This window comes from Gordonia polyisoprenivorans NBRC 16320 = JCM 10675 (genome assembly GCF_000241325.1).
Lineage (GTDB): Bacteria > Actinomycetota > Actinomycetes > Mycobacteriales > Mycobacteriaceae > Gordonia > Gordonia polyisoprenivorans.
On sequence record NZ_BAEI01000077.1, the window covers coordinates 150,103 to 173,045 of the forward strand.

Annotated in this window: 21 protein-coding genes; 19 read left to right on the forward strand and 2 right to left on the reverse strand. The window is 67.4% G+C overall.

From position 1 onward, the window contains the following. Positions 1-226: 226 nt before the first annotated feature. The 14 genes from hpt (at position 227) to lysS (ending at position 13,948) form a co-directional block, all read left to right on the forward strand. Positions 227-796, forward strand: a complete 570-nt coding sequence (gene hpt, locus GOPIP_RS21550) for a hypoxanthine phosphoribosyltransferase (protein WP_006371925.1) — start codon at positions 227-229, stop codon at positions 794-796. 513 nt (positions 797-1,309) lie between these two features. Next, entirely contained in the window at positions 1,310-3,691 is a 2,382-nt protein-coding gene (gene ftsH, locus GOPIP_RS21555) for an ATP-dependent zinc metalloprotease FtsH (protein ID WP_006371926.1), read from the forward strand. A gap of 37 nt (positions 3,692-3,728) precedes the next feature. Next, complete coding sequence (folE, locus tag GOPIP_RS21560; RefSeq protein ID WP_006371927.1) at positions 3,729-4,343, forward strand: GTP cyclohydrolase I FolE; 615 nt, start codon at positions 3,729-3,731, stop codon at positions 4,341-4,343. Continuing rightward, the gene (folP, locus tag GOPIP_RS21565; protein ID WP_014361552.1) at positions 4,340-5,227 is read left to right on the forward strand and encodes a dihydropteroate synthase; all 888 of its coding nucleotides are present in this window, start codon (positions 4,340-4,342) and stop codon (positions 5,225-5,227) included. The genes folE and folP overlap by 4 nt, the downstream gene beginning before the upstream one ends. Next, the gene (gene folB, locus GOPIP_RS21570) at positions 5,227-5,598 is read left to right on the forward strand and encodes a dihydroneopterin aldolase (RefSeq protein WP_006371929.1); all 372 of its coding nucleotides are present in this window, start codon (positions 5,227-5,229) and stop codon (positions 5,596-5,598) included. The genes folP and folB overlap by 1 nt, the downstream gene beginning before the upstream one ends. After that, on the forward strand, positions 5,595-6,152 hold the full coding sequence (folK, locus tag GOPIP_RS21575) for a 2-amino-4-hydroxy-6-hydroxymethyldihydropteridine diphosphokinase (protein ID WP_006371930.1): 558 nt from the start codon (positions 5,595-5,597) through the stop codon (positions 6,150-6,152). Before folB ends, folK begins: the two co-directional genes overlap by 4 nt. Then, positions 6,149-6,691, forward strand: coding sequence for a DUF3180 domain-containing protein (locus GOPIP_RS21580; protein ID WP_006371931.1), 543 nt, complete (start codon positions 6,149-6,151; stop codon positions 6,689-6,691). The genes folK and GOPIP_RS21580 overlap by 4 nt, the downstream gene beginning before the upstream one ends. Before the next feature lie 126 nt (positions 6,692-6,817). Beyond that, the gene (locus GOPIP_RS21585) at positions 6,818-8,089 is read left to right on the forward strand and encodes a DUF6779 domain-containing protein (RefSeq protein WP_006371932.1); all 1,272 of its coding nucleotides are present in this window, start codon (positions 6,818-6,820) and stop codon (positions 8,087-8,089) included. Between the two features lie 192 nt (positions 8,090-8,281). Then, on the forward strand, positions 8,282-9,340 hold the full coding sequence (locus GOPIP_RS21590; protein WP_035728620.1) for a Rossmann-like and DUF2520 domain-containing protein: 1,059 nt from the start codon (positions 8,282-8,284) through the stop codon (positions 9,338-9,340). Positions 9,341-9,372: 32 nt separating this feature from the next. Continuing rightward, complete coding sequence (gene panC / locus GOPIP_RS21595; protein ID WP_035728667.1) at positions 9,373-10,293, forward strand: pantoate--beta-alanine ligase; 921 nt, start codon at positions 9,373-9,375, stop codon at positions 10,291-10,293. Positions 10,294-10,363: 70 nt separating this feature from the next. Further along, a complete protein-coding gene (panD, locus tag GOPIP_RS21600; RefSeq protein ID WP_006371935.1) occupies positions 10,364-10,798 on the forward strand; it encodes an aspartate 1-decarboxylase in 435 nt (144 codons plus the stop codon). Between the two features lie 33 nt (positions 10,799-10,831). Beyond that, the gene (locus tag GOPIP_RS21605; RefSeq protein WP_006371936.1) at positions 10,832-11,632 is read left to right on the forward strand and encodes a type III pantothenate kinase; all 801 of its coding nucleotides are present in this window, start codon (positions 10,832-10,834) and stop codon (positions 11,630-11,632) included. A 231-nt stretch (positions 11,633-11,863) separates the two neighbouring features. Further along, a complete protein-coding gene (locus GOPIP_RS21610) occupies positions 11,864-12,283 on the forward strand; it encodes a hypothetical protein (RefSeq protein ID WP_006371937.1) in 420 nt (139 codons plus the stop codon). Positions 12,284-12,412: 129 nt separating this feature from the next. Further along, positions 12,413-13,948, forward strand: a complete 1,536-nt coding sequence (gene lysS / locus GOPIP_RS21615) for a lysine--tRNA ligase (protein ID WP_006371938.1) — start codon at positions 12,413-12,415, stop codon at positions 13,946-13,948. Between the two features lie 28 nt (positions 13,949-13,976). Here lysS and GOPIP_RS21620 read toward each other — a convergent pair whose 3' ends face one another. Both GOPIP_RS21620 and GOPIP_RS21625 read right to left on the reverse strand, forming a co-directional pair. Continuing rightward, positions 13,977-15,497: a bifunctional aminoglycoside phosphotransferase/ATP-binding protein gene (locus GOPIP_RS21620; RefSeq protein WP_006371939.1), complete on the reverse strand. Its 1,521-nt coding sequence runs from the start codon at positions 15,495-15,497 to the stop codon at positions 13,977-13,979. 121 nt (positions 15,498-15,618) lie between these two features. After that, entirely contained in the window at positions 15,619-17,166 is a 1,548-nt protein-coding gene (locus GOPIP_RS21625) for a FadD3 family acyl-CoA ligase (protein ID WP_006371940.1), read from the reverse strand. A 43-nt stretch (positions 17,167-17,209) separates the two neighbouring features. Here GOPIP_RS21625 and GOPIP_RS21630 point away from each other — a divergent pair, with 43 nt between their 5' ends. The 5 genes from GOPIP_RS21630 to GOPIP_RS21650 all read left to right on the forward strand — a co-directional run bounded on the left by GOPIP_RS21630 (position 17,210) and on the right by GOPIP_RS21650 (position 22,876). Further along, entirely contained in the window at positions 17,210-18,460 is a 1,251-nt protein-coding gene (locus tag GOPIP_RS21630; protein WP_006371941.1) for an acyl-CoA dehydrogenase family protein, read from the forward strand. Further along, entirely contained in the window at positions 18,457-19,278 is an 822-nt protein-coding gene (locus GOPIP_RS21635; RefSeq protein WP_006371942.1) for an SDR family oxidoreductase, read from the forward strand. Before GOPIP_RS21630 ends, GOPIP_RS21635 begins: the two co-directional genes overlap by 4 nt. Before the next feature lie 22 nt (positions 19,279-19,300). Continuing rightward, positions 19,301-20,458 (forward strand): acetyl-CoA C-acetyltransferase, encoded by a 1,158-nt coding sequence (locus GOPIP_RS21640; protein WP_026919854.1) that lies wholly within the window; start codon positions 19,301-19,303, stop codon positions 20,456-20,458. Between the two features lie 267 nt (positions 20,459-20,725). Then, positions 20,726-22,234: an aldehyde dehydrogenase family protein gene (locus tag GOPIP_RS21645; RefSeq protein ID WP_006371944.1), complete on the forward strand. Its 1,509-nt coding sequence runs from the start codon at positions 20,726-20,728 to the stop codon at positions 22,232-22,234. Positions 22,235-22,285: 51 nt separating this feature from the next. Next, a complete protein-coding gene (locus GOPIP_RS21650) occupies positions 22,286-22,876 on the forward strand; it encodes a TetR/AcrR family transcriptional regulator (protein WP_014361540.1) in 591 nt (196 codons plus the stop codon). Positions 22,877-22,943: the final 67 nt, after the last annotated feature.

The window sequence follows — 22,943 nt, forward strand, 5'->3', positions numbered from 1 at the left end:
CGGTGCACAGGTTTTCTTACTGCTTTGGAGATTGTTCAACTTGAATGCGTCAGAAGTCCAAAAAATCGCGTGAGATGTGACCGCTGTGGCGTCGCGTTATCGAGTTGTGATGTTATGTCGTCAAACGGCGGACAAAATGCACGCCCTTGCCTTTCTTCCTTGACGCCCGACGGCGCTCGCCGACGTCGGATCCATCCCGGTCGTCGGGCATGACAAGCTAGAGGCCGTGGCGAACGAGATCGAACACCATTACGGCGACGACATCGAAGCGGTGCTGATCACCGAGGAACAGATCAAACAGCGCACCGCCGAGCTGGCCGAGTCGGTTGCCTCGCGCTACGCCGGTATCGAGGACGATCTCGTCCTCATCGGTGTGCTCAAGGGCGCGATCATGTTCATGACCGACTTCGCGCGGGCGTTGCCCATTCCGTCGCAGATGGAGTTCATGGCGGTGTCGAGCTACGGTTCGGCGACGTCGTCGTCGGGTGTCGTCCGCATTCTCAAGGACCTCGACCGCGACATCGCCGGGCGCGACGTCCTGATCGTGGAGGACATCATCGACTCCGGGCTCACCTTGTCGTGGCTGATGAAGAGCCTGGCGACCCGCTCGCCGAAGTCGTTGGAGGTGTGCACGCTGCTCCGCAAGCCCGAGGCGGTTCGCTCGCCGGTCGACGTCGCCGAGGTCGGTTTCGATATCCCCAACGAGTTCGTGGTCGGGTACGGCCTCGACTACGCCGAGCGTTATCGCGACCTGCCGTTCATCGGTCGGCTGCGCCCGAGCGTGTACCAAGGCTGAGCGATCCCCTCGCGGCGACGGGTAACGGTTGCCGATGGTGGCGGCGTGGCGAGGAGCGCAGCGACAAAGCCCCCCCACAACGTGCGTGCGCCGCGCCGCGATGAGGAGGAGCCGGCGAGGAGCGCAGCGACAATGCCCCACAACGTGCGTGTGCCGCGCCGCGATGAGGAGGAGCCGGCGAGGAGCGCAGCGACAATGCCCCACAACGTGCGTGTGCCGCGCCGCGATGAGGAGGAGCGCACGAGGAGCGTAGCGACAATGTGCGCGATCGACGAAGAGCGGTGCTAAAGGGCGCACGCACCCGCGACGCCGGAGGCGGCGCCAACAAACACAGGGAACGGTTTTACCTGCGCGATCGTTGACCGGTAGCCTTATCACAACGATCACGGTCGATGCTCGGCGTGCGTCTGCACGATTTGTCCGCGTCAACTCGGCTTGTTGTGGTCACGAATCGATGGGAAGGACCAACGGGACCGGTCGGGTGTCACCACCGCCGACCAACCCCTCACTGGCATGAACCGCAAGACAGTCTTCCGCAATCTCGCCATCGTGGCGGTCATCGTGCTCGCCTTCTGGGGCTGGAGCGTCTGGCGCGACAATGATCGCGACTACACGGCCGTCGACACCTCGGTCGCGTTGACGCAGCTCAACACGAAGAACACCAAGTCGATTCAGATCGACGACCGTGAGCAGCAGCTGCGTATCGAGACCAATACGCCGGTCAAGGTCGGCGATGACGAGTCGACCAAGATCTCGACGAAGTATCCCTCGGCGGCGAGTGAGGAGATCTTCAACGACGTCAAGGCGACCGGTGCGCCGTATCAGACGAATGTCAACGAGCAGTCGGTGTTCTGGCAGATCATGATCTTCCTGCTGCCGATGTTGTTGCTGTTCGGTTTGTTCTTCTTCGTGATGAGTCGCATGCAGGGTGGTGGTCGTGGCGGCGTGATGGGCTTCGGCAAGTCGCGCGCCAAGCAGCTCACCAAGGACATGCCGAAGACCACGTTCTCCGATGTCGCCGGCGCGGATGAGGCGGTCGAGGAGCTCTACGAGATCAAGGACTTCTTGCAGAATCCGACGCGCTATCAGGCGCTCGGCGCGAAGATCCCCAAGGGCGTGTTGCTCTACGGTCCGCCCGGTACCGGTAAGACGTTGTTGGCTCGCGCGGTCGCCGGTGAGGCCGGGGTGCCGTTCTTCACGATCTCGGGTTCGGATTTCGTCGAGATGTTCGTCGGTGTCGGTGCCTCCCGTGTGCGTGACCTGTTCGAGCAGGCCAAGAACAACAGTCCGTGCATCATTTTCGTCGACGAGATCGATGCGGTCGGGCGTCAGCGTGGTGCGGGTCTCGGCGGTGGTCACGACGAGCGCGAGCAGACTCTCAACCAGCTGCTCGTCGAGATGGATGGCTTCGGGGACCGGCAGGGCATCATCCTGATCGCGGCCACCAACCGTCCCGACATCCTCGATCCGGCGTTGCTGCGTCCGGGTCGTTTCGACCGGCAGATCCCGGTCGGCAATCCCGACATGGCCGGGCGCCGGGCGATCCTGCGCGTGCACGCCAAGGGCAAGCCGATCGATTCCGACGCCGATCTCGACGGTCTGGCCAAGCGGACCCCGGGCATGTCCGGTGCCGATCTGGCCAACGTGGTCAACGAGGCGGCGTTGCTGGCCGCTCGTGAGAACAAGCACACGATCACCGCGGAGATGCTCGAGGAGGCCGTCGACCGTGTGATCGGCGGGCCGCGTCGTAAGAGCCGCATCATCAGTGAGCACGAGAAGAAGGTCGTCGCCTACCACGAGGGCGGTCACACGTTGGCCGCGTGGGCGATGCCGGATCTCGACCCGATCTACAAGGTGACCATCCTGGCCCGTGGACGCACCGGCGGTCATGCGCTGGCCGTACCCGAGCAGGACAAGGACATCATGACCCGCTCGGAGATGATCGCCCGCCTGGTGATGGCGATGGGTGGTCGTGCCGCCGAGGAGTTGGTGTTCCACGAGCCGACGACGGGCGCGTCGTCCGACATCGATCAGGCGACGAAGATCGCGCGGGCGATGGTCACCGAATACGGTATGAGCGCCAAGCTCGGTGCGGTCCGGTACGGGCAGGAGCAGGGTGATCCGTTCCTCGGCCGTTCGATGGGCAACCAGACCGACTACTCCGCGGGGGTTGCCGGCGAGATCGACGAGGAGGTGCGCCGGCTGATCGAGGCTGCGCACACCGAGGCGTGGGCCATTCTCTCGGAGTACCGCGACACCCTCGATGTGCTCGCCAGCGAGTTGTTGGAGAAGGAGACGCTGACCCGGAAGGATCTGGAGAAGATCTTCTCGCAGGTCGAGAAGCGGCCGCGGATCACCACGTTCAACGATTTCGGCGAGCGCACGCCGAGTGACAAGCCGCCGGTAAAGACGCCGGGTGAGCTCGCGATCGAGCGTGGTGAGCCTTGGCCGCCGCCGGAGCCGGTGAAGGTTCCCGAGCCGGTCGGCGCGGTTGGCCCTCCTGGAGGACAACCGGGGGCACCGGCGTATCCTCCGCAGGCGGCACCCGGGTATCCGCATCCGGGGCAGTTCCCGCCGCAGCAGAATCCGTATCCGCCCCAGTCATATCCACCGCAGTCGTATCCGCCCGAGTCCTATCCGCCCCAATACCCGCCGCAGGGGCAGCCCCAGCCGGGCCATCAGGCCGGGACGTGGCCCGATTACGGCGCCCCGCGTGATTGGTCGGCGCCCGGGTGGCCGCCGCGCGAGCAGGGCCCCGGGGTCAACGGCGGCACCGAGCCCAATGGCGCAAATGGCGCAAACGGCTACGGGGGCAACGGGAGTGGCCCGGGTGCCAACGGGCATTCCGGGCGGCCGGACGAGACCGGAAAAGACGTGAACGGTACCGGCGCCTGAGTCCGGTGGCGACTCGAGGCGATCGAAGGGGACGGATGTGACGACACTCGACCAGCGGGGTCCGGATTCGGCTGCGGAACCGGTGCGGGAGTTCGATCAGGCCCGGGCCGAGGCCGCGGTGCGTGAACTGCTCCTCGCGATCGGCGAGGACCCGGATCGAGAAGGGTTGCGGCGCACCCCGACCCGTGTCGCCAACGCCTATCGGGAGATGTTCGCCGGGCTCTACACCGATCCGTCGGAGGTGCTCGCGACGACCTTCGACGAGGACCACGACGAGTTGGTGCTGGTCAAGGACATCCCGCTGTATTCGACGTGCGAACATCACCTCGTGTCCTTTCACGGGGTCGCGCACGTCGGTTACATCCCGGGCGTCAGCGGGCAGGTGACCGGTCTGTCCAAGCTGGCGCGACTGGTCGATCTGTACGCGAAACGTCCGCAGGTTCAGGAACGTCTCACCAGCCAGGTCGCCGATGCCCTTGTGCGACGGCTCAATCCGCGCGGCGTGATCGTCGTGATCGAGGCCGAGCACCTGTGCATGGCCATGCGTGGCATCCGCAAGCCGGGCGCGCGGACCACCACGTCGGCGGTGCGCGGTCTGTTCAAGACCAGTGCGGTCTCGCGGGGCGAAGCGCTCGACCTCATCACCCGGTGAGTCCCGCGCCGACCCAGGTGATGGGCATCATCAACGTCACCGCCGACTCGTTCTCCGACGGCGGCCGCTACCTGGATCTCGACGCCGCGCTCGCGCACGGGCAACAACTGCTCGACGACGGCGCCGACCTCATCGACGTCGGCGGTGAATCCACCCGTCCCGGCGCCGTTCGCGTTGATCCGGAGATCGAGACGGCGCGGGTCGCCCCGGTGATCTCCGCGCTCACCGACCTCGGGGCAACGGTTTCCGTCGACACCATGCGCGCCTCGGTCGCCGCGGCTGCGATCGAGGCGGGTGCGCGCATCGTCAACGACGTGTCCGGAGGCCGTGCCGACGCCGATATGGCCCGTGTGATGGCTGATGCCGGGCTGCCGTGGATCCTCATGCACTGGCGTCCGGCCGGGGACGACTCCGACGCCGGGCGCCGCTTCACTCACCGGGTCGACGACGTCGGCGGCTATCACGACGTCGTCGCCGAGGTCAGTCGCGAACTGCTCGGCCAGGTCGATGCCGCCGTCAGCGCGGGCGTCGACCCGGATCGGATCATCCTCGACCCGGGCCTGGGTTTCGCCAAGACCGCCGACCACAACTGGGCGCTGCTGCACGCGTTGCCGACGTTCGTCGGACTGGGTTTTCCGATCCTCGTCGGCGCGTCTCGTAAACGTTTCCTGGGCACGTTGTTGGCCGCCGGCGGCGCCGACCGGCCACCGGCCGGTCGGGACGTCGCCACCGCAGCGGTGTCGACCCTCGCCGCTGCCGGCGGGGCCTGGGGGGTGCGGGTCCATGACGTCGCCGCCAGCCGCGACGCGGTCCTCGTGGCCGCGGCCTGGCGAGCAGGTGGATGCGGTCGGGTACACGCCCACGTACAGGCAGGGGAGCGCTGATGGCCGATCGGATCGAGCTGAAGGGGCTGCGGGTCCGTGGCAATCATGGTGTCTTCGAGCATGAACGCCATGACGGTCAGCTCTTCATCGTCGACGCCACACTGTGGGCCGACCTGCGTTCCGCGGCAGCCAGCGACGACCTCGCCGACACCGTCGACTACGGTGCGCTGGCCCACCAGATCCATGCGATCGTCGCGGGCCCGGCGCGGAATCTGATCGAGACGGTCGGCGCGGAGATCGCCGACGCGGTGATGGCCGACGAGCGCATCCTGGCTTGCGAGATCGTCGTGCACAAGCCGTCGGCGCCGATCCCGTTGGCCTTCGACGACATCGCGGTGGTCACCCGTCGGTCGCGGAAGTCGGTCAAGTGAGCACCGTCCCCGTCGGCCACAGCCGCGCGGTGCTGTCCGCGGGGTCCAACATCGGCGACTCGGTGGCCACCTTGGCGCTGGTGCCCGACGGGTTCGCCACCGCAGGCCCCGATATCCGCGTCGTCGCCGTGTCCGACGTGTACGCGACCGCGCCGTGGGGTGGGGTCGAGCAGGACGATTTCTGCAACATCACGCTGATCGTGGAGGGCAAACGGGAGCCGCACGAGTGGCTGCGGATCGGCGCCGACCTGGAGAATCGGGCGCACCGCACCCGCGAGGTGCGATGGGGACCCCGCACCCTCGACGTCGACGTCATCACGGTCGACACCGCCGACGGCACCGTCCACTCCGACGACCCCGACCTCACGCTGCCGCATCCGCGGGCCCATCAGCGTGCGTTCGTGCTGCTGCCCTGGCTGCAGATCGATCCCGACGCCGAACTCCTCACCGAGGCCGGGCCCCGGCGGGTCGCCGAGCTGGCCGCAGCCCTGCCCACCGACGAGCGCGACGGGGTACGCCGGACCGGGCCGCTGTCGAGGTCCGCACTGCGATGAGCGAGCCCTCCGCGCCCAAGAGGGACGACGACGAGCACCAGGGGATGGGACCCACCAAGCCCCTCGACCTGGTCCTCGTGGCCGTCATCGTCGGCGTCACCGCGTGGATTCTGGTGCGCTACAACTATTCCAGCGTCCCGCCGATCCCGGCGTTGGCCGGCATCGTCCTCTACGTCCTCGCCGTCATCGAGGCGGTCACCGGGTTCATCGTGCGGGCACGCGTCGAGGGCAAACAGGTCGGCCGGGCCCGCGGGCAGTTGCACCCGCTGACCGCAGCCAGGGTGGTCGCGCTTGCCAAGGCGTCGGCGATTCTCGGGGCGATCGCCACCGGGTTGTGGGGCGGGGTGCTTGTCTTCTTGCTCAATCAGACCGGCGTGAGCGCCGCCGAACACGACACGCCCGCCGCGGTCGTCGGCCTCATCGGGGGTGTGGTGCTCACCGTTGCCGCCCTCTGGCTCGAATACTGTTGCCGCGCGCCCGACGACCCCGACGACAATTCCGTCAACGGCAACGGTCACACGCGACCGGGCCCGGCCTGAGAAGTCCGCGGCGACGCCGATGATTCCGGCGGCGCCACTCACGCCGCGCCATAGCGCATCGACGATTCGTGACTCTCCGCCGGGCTTGTACACCCAAAGACAGGTCAACGGGTAAGTTGCACAGATATGACGACCTCCACCGGCCGCTCCTCGGACCCCCGGCGCGCCGGCCGCTCGGTCGGCCAGTGGCTGCTGGGGCTGCTGATCGTGCTGGCCCTGGCGGCCAGCATCCTGATGATCTTCACCGACAACCTGTCGATCTCGGGCAGTCTCGCCGTCATCGCGGCGCTGTGGGCCGCGGTCATCGGCGCGATCCTGGTGACCCGATTCCGTAAGCAGGCCGAGACCGCCGAGGCCAAGAGCCGCGACCTGAGGCTCGTGTACGAACTCCAGCTCGAACGGGAGATCGCCGCGCGTCGTCAGTATGAGCTCGACGTCGAGACCACCATCCGCAAGGAGGTCGCCGCCGAATCCGGTGCCGAACTCGCCTCCCTCAAGGAACAGGTGATCTCGCTGCGCGCCAGCCTCGAACGGTTGCTCGGTGAAGCCCTCCCCGACGATCAGGTCGCGTTGCCCAACGAGAAGCTGCGCGAGCTCGCCTCCGGCCTCGGCGGCGGCGGGCTCGATCCCCACCAGTATTCCGCGCCCTACGGGAGTTCCGGGCGCGGAGACTCCGCCTTCGGTGGACATGGTGGCGCCTACGGCTCGCAGGGCTACGCGCCGGATCAGTACCGTCCGGAAGGCTTCGGCGCCGCCGATTTTCACGCCCCCGACGATGGTGTGGTCGCCGCACGCGATTTCGCCGAGACCGTTCCGGCCGCCGACGACGGCCGCCACGTGGAGCGCAAGGCCGACCCCAACGAGATGACCGAGGTCATCCCGATCGTCACCGACGACCCGCTGTCGGGACGCTTCGCCACGTCGACGGCCGATCATGCACAGGATTCCGCGACGTCGGAAGCCCCGGAACAACCCGGTCGCGACCAGGCGGGACGTGAACAGACCGGTCCCGAGCAGACGGCTCCCCAGCAGTCCGGTCACGACGCCGTCGATGAGCCCGCTGCGTTCGTCGATGACACCCCGACCGACGAATGGGATCGACCCGGCACCGAGGTGTCCACGCCGGGCAGCGCCGCCGAGGCTGCCGGGGCCCGGACTGCCGATGGTCCGATCCCCGCGTGGTCGCGTGGTCGACACGAAACCGCAGGCGCAGCAACCACATTCGGTGGCGGGGGGCGTCGGCGACGCCCCGAGGAGCAGCCGGAGCCGGTGGCGGTCGAGGATCCCGTCGACGACGCCGACAGCGCGCATTCCAACGGGCTTCCGGTGTCGGAACTGCTCAAGCAACTCCGCGACACCGACGCCGCGGGCGGCGGCCGTCGCCGTCGCCGCGACTGATCGCGTCCCCGCAACACCACCGCTCTGTTGACCGGCCCGGTGCGGTGAGCCCCGTCACACGGGATGGATCCGGGCTGTCGCCAACGCCTACCCTGACTCTGCAACGTCCGGTACCCGGCCGTCGCGGCGCCCCACACCCGCTGTGGACGCCGCCCGGCAGCCCTCGGGACTGGAACGACCCGGAGGACAGTGGTGACCTCGTCGAACGATGACGCCCGTGCGGCGTCTGCCGGCCTACCCAGGCCGGGCGGAGACGGGTATGCCCACCACAGCGCCGCGATCCCCGGGATCACCAACCTCCCCACCCCCGCCCGACTGACCGTCGGCATCGTGTCCGCCGGACGAGTCGGCACGGCGCTCGGGGAAGCGCTCGAACGTGCCGGACACGTGGTCGGTGCCGTCGTCGCGCGTTCACCACAATCGCGCCGCCGGGTCGAGCAGCGGCTGCCGGAGTCGGCGATCCTCGACCTCGCCGACGTGGTGTCCCGATCCGAACTCCTCCTCATCTCGGTGCCCGATGCCGTCCTGCCGTCGGTGATCGCCGACATCGCCGCCACCGGCAGGTTGCGCCCGCGCACCCTGGTGGCCCACACCGCGGGGGCGCACGGCGTCGGCATCCTCGCCCCGCTGACCGCGTTGGGTGCGACCGGACTCGCGATCCACCCGGCGATGACCTTCGTCGGCACGGCCGACGACACCTCGCGGCTGACGCGGGCGTGCTTCGGGATCACCGCAGGTGATGAGGTCGGCGACGCGATCGCCGCGGCCCTCGTCATCGAGATGGGCGGTGAGCCGGTGCGGGTGGCCGAGGCCGACCGCACCCTGTATCACGCGGCGCTCGCCCACGGTGCCAACCATCTCGTCGCGCTCATCAACGATGCGGTGACCGCACTCAACCATGCGATCGCCGGTCCCGCCGGGACCGGGCAGTCGACCGCCACCGTCGACGGAAACCCGGTGCGCCTGGCCGAACGCATTCTCGGACCGCTGGTGACCGCGTCGCTGCACAACGTGCTCGACCTCGGAGCGTCGGCGTTGACGGGCCCCGTCGCACGCGGGGATGGCGCTGCCGTCGCCGCGCACCTGGCCGCCTTGCGGGCACTGCCCGACGCCGATGCCGACAGTGCGGACACCGACGGTGCAGATACCGATGGGGATTCGATCGCCGAGGCCTACCGTGTGCTGGCCCGCCGCGCCGCCCACCAGTCGGATGCGCCGCAGGCGGTCCTCGATGCCCTGAGGCCCAGATGAATCCTGAGGCCCAGATGAATACGGGAGCAGCGATGAGTGCCCACGTGATCGCCGACGAGGCGAACCTCTTCACCCCCGGAACCCTGACGGTGCACCGTGATCCGGCAGCACTGCACCGGGTGAGCGCGGCACTGCGCAGCACCGGACGACGGGTCGCCCTGGTGCCGACGATGGGTGCCCTGCACGCCGGGCACCTCGAACTGGTCCGCGCGGCCAAGGAACGCGGCAACACCGTCGTGATCGTGTCGATCTTCGTCAATCCGCTGCAGTTCGGTGCCGGCGAGGACCTCGACGCCTATCCGCGGACCTTCGACGCCGACCTCGAGCTGTTGGCGCCGTTGGGCGTGGAATTGGTTTTCGCGCCCACCGAGGCGGCGATGTATCCCGATGGCCGGCGCACCATGATCCATCCCGGACCGGCCGGCGATATCCTCGACGGTGCCTCGCGTCCAGGGCATTTCGCCGGAATGCTCACCGTCGTCAACAAACTTCTGCACATCGCGGCGCCGCACACGGCGTACTTCGGGGAGAAGGACTACCAACAACTGGTGCTCATCAGTCAGATGGTCGCCGACCTGAACATGGACGTCGAGATCGTCGGTGTCCCCACCGTCCGCGAGGCCGACGGCCTCGCGATGAGCTCGCGCAACCGCTACCTCTCCGCCGAGCAGCGCCAACTCGCCACCACCCTGTCGGCCGCGCTGACCGCGGGCTCGCACGCCGCTCCGAAGGGCGCCGACGCCATTCTGGCTGTGGCGCAGGAGGTTTTGTCCTCGGAGCCCGAGATCGAACTCGACTATCTCGCCCTGCGGGGCCGGTCGTTGGAAGAACCGCCGGACAAGGGCCACGGGCGGTTGCTGGTCGCGGCCCGCCTCGGCGCGGCGCGGCTGATCGACAACGTCGGCGTCGCGATCGGATTGAGCCTCGAAGAACGCGAGGCCAGGTCCGAATGACCCGTCGACAACCGTTGCGACTCAAACCACTTCTCTGCCAACCCTGTCCACGACATCGGAGGAACCGCACATGCTGCGCACCATGATGACCTCGAAGATCCACCGCGCCACCGTGACCCAGGCCGACCTGCACTATGTCGGATCGGTGACCATCGACGCCGACCTGCTCGAGGCCGCCGATCTCCTCGAGGGTGAGCAGGTCACCATCGTCGACATCACCAACGGTGCCCGCCTGGAGACCTACGCGATCGCCGGTGAGCGAGGTACCGGGGTCATCGGGATCAATGGGGCCGCAGCACATCTCGTCCACCCCGGCGACCTGGTGATCATCATCGCCTACGGCATCCTCGATGAGCGGGAGATCGCCGAGTACGCACCGCACGTGGTCTTCGTCGACGAACACAACCGGGTTCTCGAGCAGGGGACCGACCCGGCCCGCGCGCCCGAGGGTTCGGGATTGCGCGATCCCCGGCACGCCGACGACCTCGCCGCCACTCATGCGTGAGGTCGGCCACCCTCTGACGGTCGGCCCCCGCTGATGCTGCTCACCGTCGAGATCGGTAACACGAACACCCATCTCGGCGTGTTCGCCGGTACGGGCGCGCATGCGCGATTGGTCCGCGATTGGCGCCTGCACACCGAACCCGAGCGCACCGCAGACGAATTGGCGTTGCTGATCCAGGGACTCCTCGGCTCCGACATCGAGCAGGTCACCAGTGTCGCGGCGCTGTCGACGGTACCGTCGCTGTTGCGCGAGGTCCGGGTGATGGTCGGCCGGTACTTCGACAACCCGCACAACGTCATCCTGGAACCCGGTGTGCGCACCGGGGTTCCGCTACTGGTCGACAATCCCAAAGAGGTGGGGACCGACCGTGTCGCGAATTGCCTTGCGGCCTATCACACCTACGGCGGGCCGACCATCGTAGTGGCGTGCGGGACGGCCACCGTGGTCGACGCGGTGTCGGTCAAGGGCGAGTTCCTCGGCGGCGCCATCGCACCCGGCGTCGACCTCGGTGTCGAGGCGCTCAGCGAACACACCGTCACCGTGCGCAAGGTGGAGTTGATGCCGCCGCGCAGCGTCCTGGGGAAGAACACGGTCGAGGCCCTGCAGTCGGGCATCCTGTTCGGGTTCGCCGGTCAGATCGACGGCCTGGTGAACCGCATCCGCACCACGGTCGCCGGTTTCGACGGCGACGACGTCACCGTCGTGGCCACCGGTTACCTGGCGCCCCTGATGTTCGAGGAGTGCCCGACGCTGACCACCCACCACAGCCATCTCACCCTCGAGGGCCTGCGTCTGGTGCACGAACGCACCAAGGCGGCCGTGCGACGCAAATAGCGCCGACAGCGCTCGCCACCGCGCCGACAGCGCCCACGCGAGGGAAGCAGATCGACTTTTGCTCGCCCGGTGCACAAAACCCCGCTGACCCTGGACCCGCTGGCGTTCACTGTGGCAAACTGTCCGACGTGATCAAGAGCTGTCAGGAGTGTTGTCAGGGCTGAGTCCGCATCTGCGGCCGCCCTCCTTCGCGCTCCCCGCTCACTTTTCGATCACTCGAGGTTTCTCACCATGACCGCATCGGTCCAGGTTCTCGCACCCGTCTCTGCTCCCGCACCCAACGGCCTGCTGTCGCTGCAGGTCAGCCACTATGCCGAGGCTGTCGCGGCTGGAGCCGTTCCCGTCGACATCCGCAGCCACCGCAAGCGTCAGGCCGATGGGGCCTTGATCGGGGCACTCGCACTCGACGCCGCCGAGGCACTCGATCTGCTCACCCCCGGATCGCCGACGGCACTGCGCTCGGCCACCCACGACGCCCGCTGGATTCTCGTCTCCGACGACGGCCACGAAGCCGAATGGCTGAGCTGGCATCTGCAGGCGCGTGGGGTGAGCGGGGCGGTGTTCGTGGTCGGCGGTCACCGCGGCCTGCGCCGCGCCGGTATCAACGGCCGGATCAGCCAGGCCGAGCTCGACATCTTCTCGGTGCACTGACAGCGGGGCACCTGACAGCGGTGCACTGACAGCGGGGCACCTGACAGCGGGGGCGCTGATGGCGGGCGCACCGAACGGACAGCTCGCCGAACTTGGTGGACGCCACCACCACCGAATACGCTCACGGACGTGAGTGACGCGCCCGACGAGACGATTGCCGACGAGCAGACCCCCGAACAACTCCGCATCCGGCGGGAGAAGCGGGAACGGATTCTCGACGAGGGCCGTGAGGCCTACCCGGTGGCGATCCCGCGCACGCATGCACTTTCGGAGATCCGTGCACAATTCCCCGACCTGGAGGCCGGCACCGAGACCGGTGAGATGGTCGGCGTCGCCGGCCGCGTCATCTTCCTGCGCAACAAGGGCAAGCTCTGCTTCGCCACGCTGCAGGAAGGCGACGGCACCCAACTGCAGGCGATGATCTCCTTCAACGGCGTCGGCGAGGAGTCGCTTGCGCGCTGGAAGGCCGAGGTCGACCTCGGCGACATCGTCTTCGTCCACGGCCAGGTGATCAGCTCTCGCACCGGAGAGTTGTCGGTGATGGCCGACGCCTGGGAGATGGCCTCGAAGTCGTTGCGTCCCTTGCCCGTCGCGCACAAGGAGATGAACGAGGAGACCCGGGTGCGGCAGCGCTACGTGGATCTCATCATGCGGCCGGAAGCGCGCTCGATCGCCCGCACCAGGATCTCGGTGATGGCCGAACTGCGTGCGGCGCTGGGTAAGCGGGGATTTCTCGAGGTCGAGACGCCGATGCTGCAAACCCTGCACGGCGGCGCCGCGGCGCGGCCGTTCGTCACCCATTCCAACGCCTTCGACATCGATCTCTACCTGCGGATCGCGCCGGAACTGTTCCTCAAGCGTTGCATCGTCGGCGGTATCGAGCGCGTCTTCGAGATCAACCGCAACTTCCGCAACGAGGGCGCCGACTCCACGCATTCGCCGGAGTTCGCGATGCTCGAGACCTATCAGGCCTACGGCACCTATGACGACGCCGCGGTCATGACTCGTGAACTTGTCCAAGAGGTTTCGCAAGGTGCCCTGGGAACACTGACCCCGACGATGCCCGACGGCGAGGTCTACGACCTCTCCGGCGAGTGGACGTCGTTGCAGATGTATCCCTCACTGTCGGAGGCGCTCGGGCAAGAGATCGTGCCCGACGGTGGCGCCGATCATCCCGGTACCACCGTCGACGAGTTGCTGGACATCGCGGCGAAGGTCGGTCTGGAGATCCCGAAGGGCAAGGGCTACGGGCACGGCAAGCTCGTCGAGGAGTTGTGGGAGCACATGGTCGGCGAGAAGCTCTCGCAGCCGGTGTTCGTCCGCGACTTCCCGGTCGAGACCTCGCCACTGGTCCGCGCGCATCGCAGCGTGCCCGGCGTCGTCGAGAAGTGGGACCTCTACGTCCGTGGATTCGAGCTGGCCACCGGATACTCCGAGCTCATCGACCCGGTCATCCAGCGTGCGCGCTTCGTCGACCAGGCTCGTCTGGCCGCCGCCGGCGACGACGAGGCCATGCGCCTCGACGAGGAGTTCCTCACCGCCATGGAGTACGGCATGCCGCCGACCGCGGGCACCGGTATGGGCATCGACCGGCTGCTGATGGCGCTGACCGGCCTCGGCATCCGCGAAACGATCCTGTTCCCGCTGGTCAAGCCGATCAGCTGAGCGAAGGTAGGGGAAGAACGTTCTTCCCCTACTCTTTCGTTCGTCCCCGGGAGATTTCCTGCGGACGAACGGAATTCCTCAGGAAGAACGACGGGTCGGCGTGCGCGTCGACGTGGATCCACTCGTCAGGCGGTTCGAGTGTCGCGGTCTGCCCTCTCGCCACCGACTCGTCGGCGTCGGAGGCATCGGGCCCCCGATGCGTGATGCGGGAGATGCGTTCGGCCTCATCGAGTTCCAGCCACCATCCGGTGAAGTCGACGCCGGTCTCGGTGGCCACCGAGGCGATCGCCTGTTGCTGTGTGGCTCTGCCGAAGACGGCGTCGGCGACGACACTCATGCCGCCTGCGAGATCCGTTGTGGCCAGCCGGTTCAGCTCGTCGTAGACCGCCGACCGGGCCTGCGGTGTGTAGGCCGAGCGCGGGAGCTTCTCGGTCTCGCCGACACCGGCGAGCCGCTTGCGCAGGACGTCGGTGCGCAGGATCCGTGCACCCGGCGCGGGCTCGAGGTCCCCACCGATCGCGCGGGCGACGGTGGTCTTCCCGGTGCCCGACCCACCGCCGATCGCCATCAGCCGCGGCGCGACCGGCTCGGTGAACCCCAGCGCGAGCGACAGGTAACGCGTGGCGTCGTCGACGGCGTCCGCGGCGGCGCTGACGTGCGCACGGACCGTCGCCCGCACGGCGAGCATGATCGGCAGCAGACAGAACCCGTCCTCGTCGTCGGGGGAGCGGTCCAGGTACTGGTTCACGACGACGTTCGCCTCATGTCGCAGGTCCCGCGCCCACAGGTCCATCAGCAGAAACGCGAGGTCGTAGAGCACGTCGGTGGTCGCCATCTCCTCGTCGAACTCCAGGCAGTCGAAGGGCACGGGACGGCCGTCGATGATCGCGATGTTGCCCAGGTGCAGGTCGCCGTGGACGCGCCGCACCCGCCCCCGGCGGGCCCGGGCGTCGAGGGTCTCGGAGCGCTCGGTGATCATCGCGGTGATGCGGCTCGTCAGACGCCGCGCCGCAGCGGGATCGATGACATCAGGGAAGACCGACATACTCGCCAGGTTCCCGTCGACGACCTCCTGCAACCGGGCCGCACCGTGCGGATCGTCGCGGATCGGCGAGGACGCATGGAGGTCGACGACGCTCTCGGCGAGCGTTCGGAGAAACGCGTCGTCGAGGTTGCCGGGCTCGGCACGGTGGACCAGGAGTGCGTCGTCGTCGAAGCGTGTCATCTCGAGTACCCAGTCGACGGTCTCGCCGGGTCCGTCGAGGGTGAGGCTGCCGTCATCGGCACGTCGGATCGCATGCACGGCGCGATAGACCTCGGGCGCGAACCGGCGATTGAGTGTCAGCTCCTGCTGCAGGACGTCGTGGCGTAGCTCTGGGGTGGAGAAGTCGAAGAACCGCAGGCGCACAGGGCGTTTCATCTTCCATGCGTGGGTGCCGTTGAGGAAGACGACGGCGCCGTGGGTGACGATCCGATCGGTGGGCAGGTCGGGGTCGAGGGCGCCTGCCGCGGTGAGGAGCTCGGTCGTGGGGTCGGGGTTGGTCGACACAGTCCCATCCGACCACAGTCGCTCGGATCGTGCCGACCGGGCCCTCGCCGTTCTTCCCCTACTTTCCCCTTCTTCCCCGGGAAATCTCCAGGGGAAGAACCGAAAGCTAGGGGAAGAACCTTCACCCCAACTCGCGCTTGAGGATCTTCCCGGCCGCGTTGCGCGGGAAGGCGTCGAGGAAGACCACCGACCGCGGCACCTTGAAGTTCGCCAGATGTTCGCGGGCGTAGGCGATCACACGGTCTTCGTCGAGGTCGGCGCCGTCGCGGACGGTGAGATAGGCCCGGCCCACCTCACCCAGTCGGTCGTCGGGGACGCCGATCACGGCGGATTCGGTGACGCCGTCGAGGCGGGCGAGGGTCTGTTCGACCTCGGCCGGGTAGACGTTGAAGCCGCCGCAGATGTACATGTCCTTGAGGCGGTCGGTGATCCGCAGATTACCGCGTTCGTCGATGGTGCCGATGTCGCCGGTGTGCAGCCAGCCGTCGGCGTCGATCGTCTCGGCCTTCGCCTGGGGGTTGTCGAGGTAGCCGCGCATGACCATCTTTCCGCGCGCGAGTACCTCACCCTGCTCCGACACCGCGATCTCCATGCCGTCGAAAGCGCGCCCGCAGGTGCTTGCGACGGTTTCGTCATCGTCGTCCGGGGTGCAGGTGGAGACGAACCCGCTGGCCTCGGTCAGCCCGTAGGCGGTGATGACGGTGTCGACGCCGAGGTCACGCTGGATGCGTTCGACGAGGACGACCGGAACGATCGCCGCACCGGTCACCACCAGCCGTAGTGACGAGAGATCGAGGCTCTCGCGAGCGGGGTCGTCGAGGATGGTCTGGAAGATCGTCGGCGCTCCCGGGAAGACGGTGATCCGTTGCGCAGCAACCTGCTTCATCGCCTCGGCGGGCGAATACACGGCTTGCGGGAACATCGCCGACCCGAACAGCACGCACGGCAGGATGCCCGCCTTGTAGCCGAAGGTGTGGAAGTACGGGTTCACCATGAGATAGCGGTCGTCGGGGGACAGGCGGCCGTTGGCGCCCCACGCGTGTGAACCCGCGACGGTCTGCTGATGTTCGGCCAGCACGCCTTTGGATGTGCCGGTGGTACCCGAGGTGAACAGGATGTCGGAGAGGTCGTCGGGGGTGACGGCGTCGGCGCGCGCACGGGCCTGCGCGCGGGTCTCGTCGGTGGCACGGTCGAGGAAATCGCTCCAGTCGAGTGCGCCGTCGGGCGCCGCGCCCTTGTCCGACAAGCCAATCCGCACCACGAGGTCCGGCATCGCATCGCGATGGGTGGTCATGAGTTCGGCAGCGTGATCGGCTCCGAGGAACTCGCCGGAGACGACGACGGCACGCACCCCTGCCCGCTCGATCACGTCGACGGCCTCGCCGGCGGTGTAGCGGGTGTTGAGCGGTACGAGCACCGCACCGGCGTAATGGATGCCCAGTGCCGCAACCGGCCAGTGATGGCTGTTGGGTGACCACACCGCCACCCGATCCCCGTGCTCCACCCCCGACGCGATCAGGGCGGCGGCCGTATCGACGACCCGATCATGCAATTGTGACCACGAGTACTCGACCGGACTGCTCCACTGGGTATCGACGAGGGCGAGACGATCCGGCCACTCGCGGGCCGCCCGACGCAGCGCGGACGGGGTCGTCGAGACGCTCTCCATGCTCCCCAACCTAGCACTTGCTTGGTAGGTTATGCTAGCGGCCATGACCTCGATCGATCTCGCCGACAGATCCCTGGATCTCGGTGAATGGGCAGCTCGGACGCCCGACGCCGACGCGGAGTTCGCCGTGGCGGTCCGGGGGTGGCTCGAGGAGAACCTCGCCGGGAGCTTCGCGTCGTTGCGAGGTCGGGGCGGTCCCGGCAGTGAACACGAGTTCTTCACCGAGCGCCTCGAGTGGGATCGTCACCTCGCGCGCGCCGGATGGACGTGTTTGGGCTGGCCGACGCGCTACGGCGGCCGCGGTGCCACGCTGGCCCAGCGCATCATCTTCCACGAGGAGTACGCGCGCGCCGATGCGCCCGCCCGGGTCAACCATCTCGGCGAAGAGCTTCTCGGTCCGACGCTCATCGAATTCGGGACCGACGAGCAGAAACAGCGATTCCTGCCCGGCATCGTCGACGTGACCGAACTCTGGGCACAGGGCTACTCCGAGCCGGGTGCCGGCTCGGATCTCGCGGGCGTGGCGACCACGGCGAGTCCGGCCGACGGACGGTGGCAGATCAACGGGCAGAAGATCTGGACGTCCTTGGCGCACGTCGCACAGTGGGCGTTCGTGCTCTGTCGCACCGAGCCGGGCTCGACGCGGCACAAGGGGCTGAGCTTTCTGCTCGTCCCCCTCGATCAGGAGGGCGTCACCGTCCGGCCCATCCAACAGCTCACCGGCACATCGGAATTCAACGAGGTGTTCTTCGACGATGCGGTCACCGATGCCGACAACATCGTCGGCGAGCCCGGTGACGGATGGAAGGTCGCCATGGGACTGCTGCAATTCGAGCGCGGCGTCTCCACCCTCGGACAGCAGGTCGGTTTCGCACGTGAACTCGACGCGGTCACCGATCTCGCGCGCAGCAACGGTGCCCTCGACAATCCCGAGATCGCCACCCGCATCGCGCGCGCCGGTATCGGCCTGCGCGTGATGCGAGCCCATGCGCCGGCGGTGCTCGACGGCGTTCCCGGTGCCGACTCGGTCGGAAAACTCTTGTGGTCCAACTGGCATCGCGATCTCGGCGAGCTGGGAATGGCCGTGCGCGGAGCGTCGGCGTTGATCGGACCCGCCACGACCGCCGAGGGTGCGTTCAACGACCTCACCGATCCCGAACACGTCGAACTCGACGAATGGCAACGGCTGTACCTGTTCACTCGCGCCGACACCATCTACGGCGGCTCGAACGAGGTGCAGCGCAACATCATCGCCGAGCGTGTGCTCGGCCTACCCCGAGAGGCCCGTGCATGACCATCCCGGACACCGAGAACCGTCGTTCACCGTTGGCCGACCCACCGACGGAGACGCCCGGGCACGGACTCCTGTCGGGACGCAAGGTCGTGGTCACCGCGGCCGCGGGAACCGGCATCGGATTCGCCACCGCCAGAAGGGCACTGCTCGAAGGTGCCGATGTTCTCATCAGCGACTGGCACGAACGCCGGCTCGGCGAGGCCGCCCAGAAACTGTCCGCGGAGTTCGGTGACCGGACGGTCGCACAGGCAACCTGCGACGTCTCCGACACCGCGCAGGTCGATGCGCTGATCACCCGTGCCGCAGACGAACTCGGCCGCATCGACGTCCTGGTCAACAACGCCGGACTCGGCGGTGAGACGCCGGTCGCCGACATGACCGACGAACAGTGGGACCGCGTCGTCGACATCACCCTCAACGGCACCTTCCGCGCCACTCGTGCTGCCCTGCGCTACTTCCGGGCCGTGGAACACGGCGGCGTCATCGTCAACAACGCCTCGGTACTGGGCTGGCGCGCCCAACGCGGACAAGCCCACTACGCCGCCGCCAAGGCCGGTGTGATGGCACTGACCCGTTGTGCCGCAGTCGAAGCCGCCGACTTTGGGGTGCGCATCAATGCGGTCGCGCCGTCGATAGCCAAACATCCCTTCCTGGCGAAGGTCACCAGCGACGAACTGCTCGACGAGCTCGCCGCGCACGAAGCCTACGGACGTGCCGCAGAGGTCTGGGAGGTCGCGGCCACCATCGCGATGCTCGCCAGCGACTACACCACCTATCTCACCGGCGAGGTCGTCTCGATCTCCAGCCAGCGAGCCTGACCCCGATCACCCACCAGGAGAACTGATGTCACCCCAGGCCTACATCGTCGACGTCGTCCGCACACCGGTCGGCAAGCGTAACGGCTCGCTGGCCAAGACCCATCCCGCCGATCTCGGCGCCCACGTCATCACCGCGATCCTCGAGCGCACCGGCATCGACCCGATGATCGTCGACGACGTCGTCTTCGGTTGCGTCGACGCCATCGGGCCACAGGCGGGCAACATCGCCCGCACCGCGTGGCTCGCCGCCGGTGGGCCGCTCGCCATCCCGGGCACCACCGTCGACCGGCAATGCGGATCCTCGCAGCAGGCGATCCATTTCGCCGCGCAGGGCGTGATGAGCGGTACCCAGGACGTGGTGCTCGCCGGCGGTGTGCAGAACATGAGCGCCATCCCGATCAGTCAGGCCATGATCGCCGGTCAGGAGTTCGGATTCACCACGCCGACAGCCGAATCCGCCGGGTGGCGGGAGCGCTTCGGTGACGCCGAGATCTCGCAGTTCGCGGGCGCGGATGCGATGGCAGTGCGCTGGGACATCAGCCGTGAGGACATGGAGGCGTGGGCGCTGCAGTCACATCAGCGCGCGGCACAGGCCATCGCCGCGGGTCATTTCGACAACGAGCTCGCGCCGCTCGGTGACTGCGTCGTCGACGAATGTCCGCGCCAGACATCGCTGGAGAAGATGGCCGGGCTCGCACCGTTGGCGCAAGGATCGCGCCTGACGGCCGCCGTCGCCTCGCAGATCTCCGACGGCGCATCGGCCGCGCTGGTGGTGTCCGAGAAGGCGCTGACCGACTACGGGCTGACCCCGCGGGCCCGCATCCATCACCTCTCGGTGCGCGGCGACGACCCGGTCATGATGCTGTCCGCGCCGATCCCCGCAACCGCGTACGCGCTGGACAAGACGGGCCTGTCCATCGACGACATCGACGTCATCGAGATCAACGAGGCGTTCGCGTCGGTGGTGCTGGCCTGGCTCAAGGAGACCGGCGCCGACCCGGCGAAGGTCAACCCCAACGGCGGTGCCATCGCCCTCGGCCATCCGCTCGGTGCGACCGGTGCCAAACTCTTCGCCACCCTGCTGAACGAACTCGAACGCACCGGCGGCCGGTACGGGCTGCAGACGATGTGCGAGGGCGGTGGCACGGCCAACGTGACCATCATCGAGCGGCTGGGCTGACCCGTCAACTCGCCGACACCGCCCGCCACGATGCCGGTAGCGCTTTGCCGAGCGCCGTCGACGCCATGGCGAGCGCTATCGGCGCAAACTCGAGCGCTGTGGGCGCAAAATCGAGCGCTGTCGGCGATATGACGAGTGCTGTCGCGAGGGATCTGGGAACACGTGTAGCCACATCACTGTGACGTGACGCATACTATGGAGGAACGAGCGAGCGTAAACGTCTCAGCGACGGTCGCGAGACGCCGCTCGACCTTGGGAGGGTGGCGAATGACCAAACCTGCTGACGTGACCAGCAAGATCGAGGGACGTGTCTCGTCGGAGGCGCATTCGATGACCGAACTGCTCGAGATCCAGCGTGCGGCGTTCCTGCGGGACGGTATCCCGGACGCGGCGACCCGCATCGACCGCATCACCAGGCTGTCGTCGCTGCTGCTCGATCACGGTGACGAGATCGCCGAGGCGCTGACCGTTGACTTCGGTTCGCGGCCAAGGGAACTGAGCATCGCCGCGGACGTCGCGGGCTGCATGATCGACCTCACCCACCAGCGCCGCGGGGTCAAGGAGTGGATGGCCGATTCGGTCTCGGCGCGCGTGCAGGGAGCCCTCGGCTTCAAGCAGCGGGTGCGTCACGATCCGCTGGGCGTGGTCGGCATCATGGGCCCCTGGAATTTCCCGCTGCAGCTGACCTTCGTGCCCGCGGCGTCGGCGTTCGCGGCCGGCAACCGGGTGCTGATGAGACCGTCGTCGATCACCGCGCGCACCACCGGCGTGATCGCCAAGTACGCCCCCGACTACTTCTCGATCGAGGAACTCGCGGTCATCACGCCCAAGCACGGGTCGGGATCGGATTTCGCGAAACTCAAGGTCGACCACATGTTCTTCACCGGTTCGCCCGAGGTCGGTTCCTCGGTGGCCCAGGAGGCCGCAAAGAACCTTGTGCCGGTCACCCTCGAGCTCGGCGGCAAGAACCCGGCCGTCGTCGACGTCTCCGCCGACATCGACAAGGCGGCAAAGATGCTCGCCGACGCCCGGATGGTCAACGGCGGTCAGGTCTGCCTGTGCCCCGACTACGTCTTCGTGCCGGAGGCCAAACTCGGCGAGTTCACCGACAAGGTGATGGCCCGCTGGACCGCCAACTTCGCGACGATCTACGACAATCCCGAGTACACCTCGACGATCAACCAGAAGAACTACGAGCGCATCATCGGGCTGATCGACGACGCGGTCTCACTCGGTGCCGAGAAGCGACAGGTCATCCCCGGTGGTGAACCGCTGCCGTCGGCCGAGCGTCGCAAGATCCCGCCGACCCTGCTCACCGGGGTCAAGTCGGGGATGAAGATCACCGAGGACGAGGTCTTCGGTCCGGTGCTGACGGTCTACCCGTACCGGGATCTCACCGAGGCGATCAGTTACATCGCCGGCCATCCGCACCCGCTGACGATGTACTGGTGCGGCGACGACAACGACAACTTCGCACGGCTGGCCGACAACACCCGCAGCGGATCGATCAACGGAAACGACTTCGCCCTGCACATGTTCGGTGCCGAACTGCCGTTCGGTGGCATCGGGCGTAGTGGGATGGGCAGCTACCACGGCAAGACCGGCTTCGAGACCTTCAGTCATGCACGCGCCGTGGCGTTCTCGACGATGCCGTTCACCGTTGCCGAGATGATGTCGCCGCCGTTCACCAATCGCGACAAGAAGATGGCCAACGGACAGCTGAAGCTGTGGACCAAGCTCAATGCGCGAGCGCAGAAGAAGGTGCGCAAGCGCTGAATCCTCTCACGGGAGCCACCCCCGTACCCAAGCGCTTGCTAGGGTACGGGGGTGGCGCCACGTAACGGAACTTCCCGACGCGACGAACTGCTGACGACGGCGAGTCGGATGTTCGCGGAGCAGGGTCTGCGGTCGACGACCGTGCGTGACATCGCCGATGCCGCAGGCATTCTCTCGGGGAGTCTCTATCATCACTTCGATTCCAAGGAGTCGATGGTCGACGAGATCCTGCGGGGTTTCCTCGACGCCTTGTTCGCCCGCTATCGGCAGATCGCCGACGCCGGTCTGTCGGCCGCCGAGACGTTGCGGCAGTTGGTGATTGCCTCATTCGAGTCCATCGACGCCGATCACCATGCTGTGGCCATCTATCAGGACGAGGCCAAGCGCCTTGCCCCGCAAGATCGTTTCTCCTATATCGGCGACCGCAATGAAGAGTTTCGCGGGCTGTGGCATTCGGTGCTGGCGCGTGGGGTCGCCGATGGTGAGTTCCGCGCCGACCTCGACGTCGAACTCGTCTACCGCTTCCTGCGTGACACGGTGTGGGTGGCGGTCCGCTGGTATCGGCCGGGCGGATCGTTGAGCGTGGAGCAGATCGCCGACCAATACTTGTCGGTGGTCCTCGACGGCATCCTGCCGCGCTGAGATCTCCTTGACTTAGGTAACCCTTGCTTCCGGCTGGCTGTCCGCGTTAACGAGGTGATCGCCTCGG